This is a genomic window from Pseudomonas sp. B111, from assembly GCF_026428275.1.
Taxonomy (GTDB): Bacteria; Pseudomonadota; Gammaproteobacteria; order Pseudomonadales; family Pseudomonadaceae; genus Pseudomonas; species Pseudomonas aeruginosa.
In genome coordinates, this window is sequence record NZ_CP097857.1 from 202928 (window position 1) to 214187 (window position 11260).

The following is an 11260-nucleotide window of genomic DNA, read 5'->3' on the forward strand; positions in this document are numbered from 1 at the left end:
AGGATTCCTGGAGGCGCCGTTCAGGCCGCCCGCCGGGGGCATTGCAGGCGATGGAAGCTGCGGCTGAAGTAGACCAGGCCGTCGCCCTGTTCGAGGACCTGGATGTCCTCCAGTTCCAGCAACAGCACCGAGTGGGTGCCGATCTCCTGGACCTCGGCGATGCGTCCCTGCAGGTTGGCCAGGGCGCCGTGCAGCACCGGCAACCCGGCGAGGCCCTCGCGCCAGTCATGGAGGGCGAAGCGGCGCTCCATCGGGACCTCGGTCATGCCGGCGAAGTGGCGGGCCACCTCTTCGTGCTCGCCGCTGAGGACGTTCACGCAGAGTCGACCGTTGGCCTTGAACACCGTGTTCATCTCGCTGTTGCGGTTGATGCAGAGCATCAGCGTCGGCGGGCTGTCGGTGACCGAGCAGACCGCGGTGGCGGTGATCCCGCAGCGTCCGGCCGGGCCGTTGCTGGTGATCACGTTGACCGCCGCCGAAAGATGCGCCATGGCGTTGCGGAAGGCTTGCTGCCTGGGTTCGAGCTGGGACATGGGAATAACCTCCGGACGCGACGCGGGCGTCATTGGCGGATGCGATCGAGTACGTTGATGTCGTCCGGGTTGTGCAGGTGCGGCACGGTCCAGCCGTTCTCGTCGTAGTCGCCCATGCACCGCTCGACCATGCCGAGCATGCCCTTCATCGCCCCGCTGCCAATCGCCTGGCGCAGGGCCTGCATGCGGATCTCGTCCTGGCTGCCGGCGTAGTTGATCTCGTACAGCTCGTGGCGGCCGCCGAACTCGCTGCCGATGGCGTCCCAGAGCAGCTTGAGGATCTTGATCCGCTCCCGGTGGCCCATGCCGCCGGAGCCGCGGCAATAGGTGGAGAGGTACTTGTCGAGTTGCGGATTGTGCAGGTCGCGAACGCCGGAGGGCAGGTAGATCAGGCCGCTGGCGACCACCTGCTCGATGGTCTTCTTGATCTCCGGGTAGGCCTGCGGCGCCAGCACACGGTAGGCCTGCAGGGCCTCGGCGCTGGGCAGGAAGGCGCCGCCGTGCCATTCGCTGGCGTTGCCGTACATGGCGTCGGTCAGCGACCAGAACAGGTTGCGCCAGGCCACCACTTCGCCGACCTGCGCCTGCACGCCGCGGAACTCCAGGGAGCCGGTGCATTGCAGGGCCTTGTAGAGGGCGCCGGTGATGAAGTCGAGCTTGACCGCCAGGCGGGTGCAGCCCTGCATCGGGAACAGCCGGCCGAAGCCACCCTGGGGGAACCACTGCTTGCAGCGCTCGAAGTCGCGGTAGATCAGTACGTTCTCCCAGGGGATGAACACCTTGTCCATCACCAGGATCGCGTCGTTCTCGTCGAAACGGCTGGACAGCGGGTAGTCGAACGGCGATCCGGCGATACCCGCCACCAGTTCGTAGGAGGGGCGGCAGATCAGCTTCATGCCGGGGGTGTTCATCGGCGCGATGAACATCAGGGCGAAGTCGGTGTTGTCGCCGAGCAGTTGCGCCGAACCCTGGCCGACGAAGTTGTAGTGGGTCAGCGCGGAATTCGTGGCGACCACCTTGGCGCCGCTGACGACGATGCCGCCGTCGACTTCCTCGTCCACCGAGATGAACACGTCCTTGACCTGGTCCACCGGCTTGTCGCGGTCGATCGGCGGGTTGACGATGGCATGGTTGAGGTACAGGCAGGCTTCCTGGATGCGCTTGTACCAGGTTTTCGCGTTGTCCTCGAAACGCCCGTAGAAGCCCGGGTTGGCGCCGAGGGCGCTGCCGAAGGCGGCCTTGTAGTCCGGGGTGCGGCCCATCCAGCCGTAGGTCAGCCGCGACCACTCGGCGATGGCGTCGCGCTGCTGGCGCAGTTCGTCGGCGCTGCGCGCGTAGCGGAAGAACTTGTGGGTATAGCCGCCGTTGCCGGTATCGGTCTCCCAGCAGAGCTTTTCCTTGCTCTGCGGATCGTGCAGGGCGTCGTAGAGCCGGGCCATGGAGGCAGCCGCGTTGCGGAAGGCGGGGTGGCTGGTGACGTCCTTGACGCGGTCGCCGTAGATGTAGATCTCACGGTCGTCGCGCAGGCTGGCGAGGTACTCCTCGCCGGTGAACGGACGGGTGGCAGAGGCACGGAAATCTTCGGGTTTCATCATCGTCTCCAGTCATTGTTGTTATCTGCGCGAGAGCGCCTGGAGGGGATGATGGGACGGGGGCGGAGCGAGCTGAATGGCTTTTCCGGGGAATGAATTGCACTTTCCATGGCCCCGCGTGACGCCCGGCGCCCGGCCGCGAAGGGCGGCCGGGTGGCGGCGCGTTCAGCTTTCGGCGGGCTGCCAGGCAATCTCCAGGCTTTCGCTGTTGGCCATGCGTTGCAGGTGATCGGCGACCACGTTCTGCATGTGGGCGAGGCTGTCCTCGTCGGGGCTGTTGAGAATCATCAGGACATGGTCGGGGTGGGCGAGCAGCTCGCAGTTGGAGTCGCCGAAGTCGATGAAGCCGCGCTCGGGAGTGAGTTCGACTTCGAACTTGTGGCCCCAGTGCTTGCACAGGCGATTGACGTAGCGTGCGGCCGATTCGGTACGGACATGGGAGGTGGAGCGGAACATGAAGCGAATCCTCTCGGTTGGGGATTTCCGATACTAACCTGCTGAGAGTCATTCTTATTCATCCATTTTGCAGGGGCTTTCGATAATCGCCCGGCAAATGGCCGGCCCTTGTCCGTGGGACAGGGCGAGCGCCCTACCGGAGCCGGCGGAAGGGTTTGCCGGATACGTCGGAAGGCGCTCTCTCTGGAGGGAGAGGGCGAACGCCAGCGGCTTCAGGCCAGCCCGCCGTTCTCCGGCAGCAACGCGCCGCCATCCACAACCAGGGTCTGCCCGGTGATGTAGCTCGCCTCGTCGGATGCGAGGAAGAGCATGGCGTGGGCGATGTCCAGCGGCTGGCCGACACGCCCGAGGGGGATGTGCGCGGCCAGCGCGGCGGCGTCGCCGAGGCTGCCCAGCGCCGGAGTCGCGACCAGGCCGGGCTCGACGCCGTTGACGGTGATGCCGTCGCCGGCCAGCTCCAGCGCGGCGGCGCGGATGAAACCGTTGACCCCGGCCTTGCTTGCCGCATAGTGCGAGAGTCCAGGGATCGCCGTGCGCGGGCCGGTCACCGAGGAGGTCACCAGGACGCGCCCGGCCACGCTGCGGCGCAGGGCGGGAAGGGCGGCCTGGGTCAGCCTGAAGCAGCTTTTCAGGTTCACCGCCAGGGTCCGTTCCAGGGTGCCTTCGTCCAGTTCCGCGAGGGCGCACTGGGGAAAGGCAGCGGCGTTGTGCAGGAGGATGTCCAACTGGCCGAAGCGCTCCAGGGTCGCGCTCACCGCTCGTCTCGCGGCGTCGTGCTCGCTCAGGTCGACGGCCAGCAGTTCGGCCGTGCCTCCGCCCAGGCGGATCGCCTCCAGGACGGCCTGGCCGCGGCTGGCGGTACGCGTCGCCAGCAGAACCCTGGCGCCTTCGGCGGCGAAGCATTCGGCGATGGCCCGGCCGATGCCCTGGCCGGCGCCGGTGACCAGTGCGACGCGGTTCTCCAAGCGCCTCACGATGGGCGCTCCAGCAGTTCGCCCAGGCAATCGCGGAGCAGGCGGTCGTGCAGTTCGACGTCCTCCGCGCGGGTCGCCGGGCAGGTCAGCGCCATGCTGTGGAATGGCGTCAAGAGCACGCCGCGGTTGAGCAGGTAGAGGTGCAGGCAGGCCTCGACCAGGCCGTTGCGTGCGTGGTGGGCCTCGCCGCCGTTGCGCGGGGCGTGGGTCATGAACAGGTACTCGACGCGCGCGCCGATGCGCGTCACGTGCCAGGGCAGGCGCAGTTCCTCTAGCGTCGCGCGGACGCCCGCCTCGAGCTGCGCGGCGAGCTGGAACATGTGCCGATAGGCGTCCTCCGTCATCACTTCGGCGAAGGTCGCGCGCATCGCCGCCAGTTGCAGCGCGTTGCCGGCCAGGGTGCCGCCAAAGCCGAAATGGTTGATCGCCTGCCCCGGTCGGAAGTGCGGCAGTACCGCCCAGATCCGCTCCGCCTGCGCCTGGCTGCATCCCCAGACGGCGCTGGGAATGCCGCCGGCGATGCATTTGCCGAGGACGAAGAAGTCCGGCTCGAGGCCATGCGCGCCGCTATAGCCGGCGGGACCGCAGGAGATGGTGTGGGTCTCGTCGATGATCAGCGCCACGTCGTGGCGGCGGGTCAGTTCGCGCAGGCCGGCGTGGAAGCCTTCGGCCGGCGGGACCATGCCGACGTTGGTCATGAAGGGTTCGGTGAGCACCGCGGCGACGTCGCCATGGGCGAGGGCGGCCTCCAGCGCGTCGAGGTCGTTGAACTCCACCAGGCGGGTGGTGGCGTCGTGGCGTACGCCATTGGGGTGAACGCCCGCGCGCGGAACCATGCGCCCGGCGGCGTCGAATTCCACCTGCGATTCGTCGACGCTGCCGTGGTAGTTGCAGTTGAACACCACCACCTTGTCACGTCCGCTGAGCATCCGGCACAGGCGCAGGACGAAACGGTTGGCGTCGGTGGCCGAGGTGGTCACCTGCCAATAGGGCAGGCCGAAGCGCCGCGCCAGTTCGGCGCCGACCCACAGGCTGTCCTCGGTCGGCAGCATCAGGGTCGAGCCGCGCCGCGCCTGGCGGGCGATGGCGTCGGCCACCGCCGGTTGGGCGTGGCCGAACATGGCGCCGCTATCGCCGAGGGCGAAGTCGACGTACTGCTGGCCGTCGATGTCGGTGACGCGCGCGCCCTGGGCCTCCTTCACCAGCAGCGGGCAGTTGCCCGGCCACTGTTGCATCCAGTGCAACGGTGCGCCGTACAGCCAGTGGCGGCGGTTTTCCCGGTAGGCCTGGGCGGAGCGCGGATGCAGTTCGTCGAAGCGTCGCAGCTCGCGCTTGAACAGCGCTTCGACGCGGGCCAGGTCGAGGCCGAAGGTGGTGTCCATGGGCGTCCTCACAGGTCGTGGCGGGTCTGGTTGAGCACCTGGGCCAGGGCGCCGACCGGGAAGTTAACCGGGGTGGCGAAGTCGTCGTCCTGGTAGCCGAAGATCTTGCCGTCGGTGCGCCCGGCTTCCAGGTCGATCAGCAGCACGCCGAGGGTCGGCACGATCTTCTCGCGCCAGACGAACAGGTACAGGCGTTCGGCCAGTCGGTAGCAGTGGCAGCGGTCGGTATCGGCCAGCCCTCGCTCGGCGCCGCGCAGGCATTGCCAGGTGTAGAAGTCGGGATTGAGGTAGACGTGTTCGTAGGCCTCGCTGGCGCTGTAGACGTAGCGGTTGCGCAGGCCGACCAACTCGTCGCTGGGGACGTGCGGGCAGGCGCCGGGCTGCCACGGGCGGTCGAGGCTGCCATGCAGGAACTCGGCCTCGACGCCGGTCAGTTCCCGGCCGGCCAGGGCCCGGGAGAACAGACCCTGTTCGCAGGCCGTGCGGTCGGGCAGATGGCCGAGCACCGCGGTGAACGCCTGGTTGTCGAAGTCCAGCACCAGGCTGACCGAGACCGGCCGGCCGTTTTCCTGCTTGAGGAAATCCACCAGGTAAAGGTTCTCCCGCAGTGAACTGGCGCGGTAGTCCGACTCGCCGCTGGCACTGCCGTCGGCCAGGCGCCAGCGCAGGCGCTGCGAGTCGAAGGCATGTTCGATGACCCAGCCGTTGGCGAAGTGCAGGACCCGTTCGAGCCCGGCGAGATCGCCGCAGGCGGGAAGGACGTGGTTGTCCGGAGCGAAGCCGTCGGCCAGGGCGCCGACGGTGATCCATCCGGAATGCGAGTGGGCGGACATAGGGTTCTCCTCGTCGTGGGAAACCCATGCTGGCCTGTCTTCGAGTATCCCGATATCGACCGGATGGTTGATAGGTCGATATGCCACGGAAATAGCACGGAGCGGCGAAGGGAAAGTTATCGAAGATGAAGTATTAGATGGGTTTTCGTTTCTTCTTTTTGGTTTTTTAGTTAATGGGTTCCTGTTCTTCTATAAGTATTTTCTGAATGTATTCTTATGTACCTATTGGCTGTTATCGGAAATGGACTACATATGTTTTCGTATGATTATTATTTTTAAATCCTGTCTTTCTTTCTAGTATTTGGGTCTGCGTTTATCAGGGCGCAATCTTCGGCTGTCGCGTAATGGTCGGAGGCGCTCTAGGCGGCCGTCCCGGTTGCGCGCAAAGGCTTGGCTACCTTGGCCGGTTCGTACTGCATCGGCTCTCCAGGGAGCAGCCAGGATGTTCCACAACTCCAAAGGAAATCAGATGAACAAGTTCAAACGTGCAATTCTTGCGCCCCTCGTTGCGTCGGGCACCCTTCTCGCGCTGATGTCCCCCGTGGCCCATGCGGTCGATGGGATCGTCAACTTCTCGGGCAACATCACCGACGTCGCGTGCGATATCAACGGCCAGGCGCCGGGTGCGGGCAACGTCACCAACGTCGACCTGGGTATCGTGGCGCCGACCCATTTCACCGCCGTCGGAACCAACTCCACTTTCCAGGAGTTCGATCTGGTCCTCTCCGGTGCCGGCTGCACCAATGACAAGAAGGTTTCCATCGCCTTCGATACGGTCACCAACGTCGACCGTATCAGCGGCAACCTGATGCTGATGGGGCCGTCGAAAGCCAAGGGCGTGCAGATCCAGATCTTCAACAATTCGGCGGCCAACACCACGAAGATCCCGCTGGGCTTGGTCGAGGCCGCCCCGCAGAAGGCAACCATCGACAAGAACACGGCGACCCTGAAGTACAAGGCCTCCTATGTGTCCACCGAGAAGACCGTGATCGCGGGTACCGGCCTGTCCCATATCCGCTACCTCCTGGCGTACGAGTAAGCGGCGGTCGACGGACGAAGAGGTGAGGCCATGGCGCCGCTAATGCATCGTTTTCATTCTTTCGTGGCGGCAAGCGCCGTGGCCATCGCCCTGTGCGCCGGAACGGCTCATGCCGGGCTGATCGCACAGGGCACTCGCGTCGTCTTTCCGGCCAGCGAGCGCGAGGTCACCTTGCGGGTCAGCAATACGTCCGGCACTCCCGTGCTGGCGCAAGCCTGGATCGACGATGGCCGGCAGGACGTTCCCCCCGAGGAACTGCAGGTCCCCTTCAGCGTCACGCCGGCCGTGACGCGAGTGGATCCCAATGGCGGCGCCGTATTGCGCATCGCCTACCTGAAGGCCCCGTTGCCGACGGATCGCGAATCGCTGTTCTGGCTGAATATCCTGGAAGTTCCGCCCAGGGACGAAGACGAAAACAATGCATTGCAGTTTTCCTTTCGTTCGCGCTTCAAACTCTTCTTTCGACCCAGCCAGTTGAAGAGTGTCGATTCGGCTGCCGGGAAACTTCAATGGAAGTTTCTGGAGTCAGGGGGAGCAGGAAAAAAGACCGTAGTACAGGTAAATAATCCGACGCCTTACTACGTTTCGTTCGCCAGCGTCGAATTGATTGTCGATGGCCGTGTCATGTCCGTGGGAAAGGGAATGGTCGCGCCATTCTCGACGAAGGAGTTCGACTGGCAGGGAAATCCGAAGAACATGGAAGCCGCTTCCGTCAGATACGAAGTCATCAACGATTACGGTGGCCGCAATACCCTCGATAGGGCACTCGGCAAATAACCCCTCCGTTTCCCCGCTTTTTACTTACGGCCCGACATATGAGTGGCGATTTTAAAATCGCTGCAGGGATTACATATGCCCAAAGTTTCTCTTCATAGGTGCTTGTCCGCTCCCGCTTACGGTGGGCAGGTCGCCCTGTTGCGAATGGCGATACAGGGAGGGATCGCCGTTCGTTCCCTGCGATTCGCCTGTCTGCTGGCACTGTTTCCTTCGCTGTCCTCCTGCCAGTCCTGGTCCTCCGTCGGCGCCGCCGGCGTAGCCGGGGCGAAAGCGAAGGAGGCCAGGGCGGGAGCACCGGCGAAACAGCCGCAGGCGCCCGCGGTGGCCGTTGCGTCACCGGCCGGCGGGTTGGACGCACCGTCGCGGCGGATCGTCTTCGACGCGCAGATGCTGGCCCTGGGGCCGGGCGGACGCTCGATCGATACGTCGCGTTTCGAGCGCGGCGACGTCATCGAGCCAGGCCGCTATCGCCTCGACCTGCTGCTCAACAGCCGATGGCGCGGTGTCGAGGAAGTCGAGCTGCGCCGCCAGCCGGGGCGGGAAAGCGCGGTCTTCTGCTACGACCGGGGCCTGCTGGAGCGGGCGGGCATCGACCTGGAGAAGAGCGCGCGTGGCCAGGATCGTTCCTCGGCTCGCGATCCTCTGCCCGAAGGTTTGCACTGCGACCCGCTCGAGCGCTATGTGCCGGGGGCCCGGGTCAAGCTCGATATCGCCGAGCAGTCGGTCTATGTCTCGGTGCCCAGCTATTACCTGAGCCTGGATTCGTCGAAGACCTATGTCGATCCGGCGAGCTGGGACAGCGGCATTTCCGCCGCCTTGCTCAACTACAACAGCAATCTCCACGTCAGGGAAAACCACGGCAGGAGCGCCACCAGCGGCTATGCCGGGATGAACGCCGGCTTCAATTTCGGGCGGGCGCGCCTGCGCCACAACGGCACGGCCACCTGGTCGCGCCGCATGGGCAGCCACTACCAGCGCAGCGCCACCTATGTGCAGACCGACCTGCCGGCCTGGCGTGCGCAGTTGTTGCTGGGAGAAAACTCCACCAGCAGCGAGTTCTTCGATGCGGTGTCCTTCCGTGGCGTGCAGCTTTCCAGCGATGACCGGATGCTGCCGGATTCGCTGCGCTACTACGCTCCGGTGGTCCGTGGGACCGCCAGTACCAATGCGCGGGTATCGGTCTACCAGCGCGGCTACCTCATCTACGAAACCACGGTGGCACCCGGGGCGTTCGCTCTCGACGAACTGCAGACCGCCAGCTATGGCGGGGACCTGGAAGTGCGGGTGACCGAAGCCAGCGGGGAAGTCCGCAGTTTCATCGTGCCGTTCGCCACCACCGTACAACTGCTGCGCCCCGGGACCACGCGCTACAGCCTGACGGCCGGGCGGCTCAACGATCCCAGCCTGGAGCGTCGGCCGAACATGCTGCAGGGCGTCTACCAGCGCGGCCTGGGCAACGACGTCACCGCATACGCGGGCGGGGCCTTCACCGGCAGCTACATGTCCGGGTTGATGGGCGCGGCGCTGAACACGCCGGTGGGCGGATTCTCCGGTGACGTGACGCTGGCGCGTACCGAGGTTCCCGGCGACGACCGCCTTAGCGGCTCCAGCTACCGTCTCGCCTACAGCAAGAACCTGCCGAACACCGGCACCAACTTTTCGCTGCTCGCCTATCGTTACTCCACCGGTGGCTATCTCGGCCTGCGCGACGCGGCCTTCATGCAGGACCGGGTAGAGCGAGGCGAGCCGCTGGAGTCGTTCTCGCGCTTGCGCAACCGTCTCGACGCCAACATCAGCCAGCAACTGGGCAACGGCGGCAACCTGTACCTGAACGGCTCCTCGCAGCGCTACTGGAGCGGCGGCGGGCGGGCGGTCAACTTCTCCGTCGGCTACAGCAACCAGTGGCGCGACGTCAGTTACTCCATTTCCGCGCAACGCCTGCGCAGCCACTACGAAGGCTTTTCCAGCGGTGACAGGCGCGGCGAGACCAGCACGCTGTTCAGCCTGAACCTGTCCATTCCGCTGGGCGGCGCGGGACGCGGGTCGCCGACCCTGAGCAGCTACCTGACCCGCGACAGCAACAGCGGAACCCAGCTCACCAGCGGGGTTTCCGGCATGCTGGGCAAGCGTGGCGAGGCCTCCTACTCGCTGTCGGCCTCCCATGACCGCGACAGCCGGCAGACCTCGAAGAGCGCCAGCCTCGACTATCGACTGCCGCAGGTCGAACTCGGCTCCAGCCTCTCGCAGGGACCGGGCTATCGGCAGTTGTCGGTCAAGGCCGCGGGGGGCCTGGTCGCGCACAGCGGCGGGATCACCGCGGCACAAACCCTGGGCGAGACGATCGGCCTGGTCCACGCGCCAAACGCCAGGGGCGCGGCTGCCGGCTACTCGGGAAGCCGGATCGACCGCCACGGCTATGCGGTGATTCCCAACCTGCTGCCCTACCAGTTGAACAGCGTCGACCTCGACCCCAACGGCATGGCCGACGAGATCGAACTGAGGTCCAGTTCGCGCAACGTGGCGCCCACCGCCGGAGCGGTGGTGCGCCTCGACTATCCGACGCGGGTGGCAAGGCCCTTGCTGGTGGATAGCCGGATGCCCAGCGGCGAGCCCCTGCCGTTCGCCGCGGAAGTGCTCGATGTCCACAGCGGGCAGCCGGTGGGCGCCGTCGGCCAGGGCAGCCGCCTGGTGCTGCGGGTCGAGCAGGATCGCGGCTCGGTTCGGGTGCGCTGGGGCAACGAGCCGCAGCAGCAGTGCCTGGTCGACTATGCGCTGGGCCCGCGCGAGACGACGCCTCCCGTCCTGCAACTGGCATGTCGCCCGGCGTCGGCCGCCGACCGGGAGCGCACGCTGTGACCGGCGTCGGCCTGGGACGATGCGGCACGGCCTGGGTCCTGCTGGTGGCGCTGGTGGCCGATGCCTCCGCCTCGCTGTCCGTGATCGGGACCCGTTTCATCTATCCGGCGGGCGTTTCCGCGCTGACGATTCGCGTCGGTAACGTCGGGACGCGCCCGGCCCTGGTCCAGGCCTGGCTCGATCGCGGCGACGAGACGGCGGACCCGAGCGCTGTCACGGTGCCGTTCATCCTGTCGCCGCCGCTGTTGCGTATGGACCCGCAGGAGACCCAGGCGCTCCAGCTTCGCCATACCGGCGAGCCGCTGCCGGACGACCGGGAATCGCTGTTCTGGGTCAACCTGCTGGAGGTGCCGGGGCGGGAGGACGGCAGCGGCAACCTGCTGCTGGTGAGCTACCGCCTGCGGATGAAGCTCCTGTTCCGTCCGCAGGGTCTGGCCGGCGATCCGCGAGCCGCCGCGCGCCAGGTCGTCTGGCGCCTGCGTCCGGCGGTACGGCCGGGGCAGCGGGCGCTGCTGGAGGCGGACAACCGCAGTCCCTATCACGTTTCCCTGGTGCGCCTGGAGCTGGGCGAGGGCGACCTCGCCATGTCCCTCGGCAGCGTCACCTTGCCGCCTTTCGCCGTTACCCCGTTGAGTCTGCCGGCCGTGCCCGGCGAGGCGGCGCGGGTCCATTTCGATGCGGTGGGGGATGACGGCCAGATCGAGCGCGGTGACGCGCCGGCAGAGAGATACCCGTAGGAGTTCGGCAGGGCCCGGGGAGTTGGGCTCCTGCCGTAGCACGGCCCTGCGAATAGGTCGCGGGGTTTCACTGGAGGAAGG

10 protein-coding genes are annotated in these 11260 nt (G+C 66.1%); 4 read left to right on the forward strand and 6 right to left on the reverse strand.

Features of this window, described 5'->3' with window-relative positions; genetic code table 11:
• Positions 1-20 precede the first annotated feature (20 nt).
• The 6 genes from hpaC to M6E97_RS00940 all read right to left on the reverse strand — a co-directional run bounded on the left by hpaC (position 21) and on the right by M6E97_RS00940 (position 5770).
• Positions 21-533 (reverse strand): 4-hydroxyphenylacetate 3-monooxygenase, reductase component, encoded by a 513-nt coding sequence (gene hpaC / locus M6E97_RS00915; RefSeq protein ID WP_003104531.1) that lies wholly within the window; start codon positions 531-533, stop codon positions 21-23.
• A gap of 29 nt (positions 534-562) precedes the next feature.
• Entirely contained in the window at positions 563-2125 is a 1563-nt protein-coding gene (gene hpaB, locus M6E97_RS00920) for a 4-hydroxyphenylacetate 3-monooxygenase, oxygenase component (protein ID WP_023111358.1), read from the reverse strand.
• 165 nt (positions 2126-2290) lie between these two features.
• A complete protein-coding gene (locus M6E97_RS00925) occupies positions 2291-2581 on the reverse strand; it encodes a DUF2218 domain-containing protein (protein WP_003093387.1) in 291 nt (96 codons plus the stop codon).
• Positions 2582-2793: 212 nt separating this feature from the next.
• Positions 2794-3555 (reverse strand): SDR family oxidoreductase, encoded by a 762-nt coding sequence (locus M6E97_RS00930; protein ID WP_003104535.1) that lies wholly within the window; start codon positions 3553-3555, stop codon positions 2794-2796.
• Positions 3552-4937, reverse strand: a complete 1386-nt coding sequence (locus tag M6E97_RS00935; protein ID WP_034005657.1) for an aspartate aminotransferase family protein — start codon at positions 4935-4937, stop codon at positions 3552-3554. Before M6E97_RS00935 ends, M6E97_RS00930 begins: the two co-directional genes overlap by 4 nt.
• An 8-nt stretch (positions 4938-4945) precedes the next feature.
• Entirely contained in the window at positions 4946-5770 is an 825-nt protein-coding gene (locus tag M6E97_RS00940; protein ID WP_003111033.1) for a molybdenum cofactor biosynthesis F family protein, read from the reverse strand.
• Between the two features lie 469 nt (positions 5771-6239).
• On the opposite strand from M6E97_RS00940, the gene M6E97_RS00945 reads away from it, so the two are divergent.
• From M6E97_RS00945 to M6E97_RS00960, 4 genes are all read left to right on the forward strand, one after another.
• Positions 6240-6809, forward strand: a complete 570-nt coding sequence (locus tag M6E97_RS00945) for a fimbrial protein (RefSeq protein ID WP_003111034.1) — start codon at positions 6240-6242, stop codon at positions 6807-6809.
• A gap of 30 nt (positions 6810-6839) precedes the next feature.
• Positions 6840-7586, forward strand: coding sequence for a molecular chaperone CupB2 (cupB2, locus tag M6E97_RS00950; RefSeq protein ID WP_003093375.1), 747 nt, complete (start codon positions 6840-6842; stop codon positions 7584-7586).
• A gap of 321 nt (positions 7587-7907) precedes the next feature.
• Positions 7908-10442, forward strand: coding sequence for a fimbrial biogenesis outer membrane usher protein CupB3 (cupB3, locus tag M6E97_RS00955; protein WP_034005658.1), 2535 nt, complete (start codon positions 7908-7910; stop codon positions 10440-10442).
• Positions 10439-11179 (forward strand): molecular chaperone, encoded by a 741-nt coding sequence (locus tag M6E97_RS00960; RefSeq protein ID WP_003132349.1) that lies wholly within the window; start codon positions 10439-10441, stop codon positions 11177-11179. Before cupB3 ends, M6E97_RS00960 begins: the two co-directional genes overlap by 4 nt.
• The last annotated feature ends 81 nt before the right edge of the window (positions 11180-11260 follow it).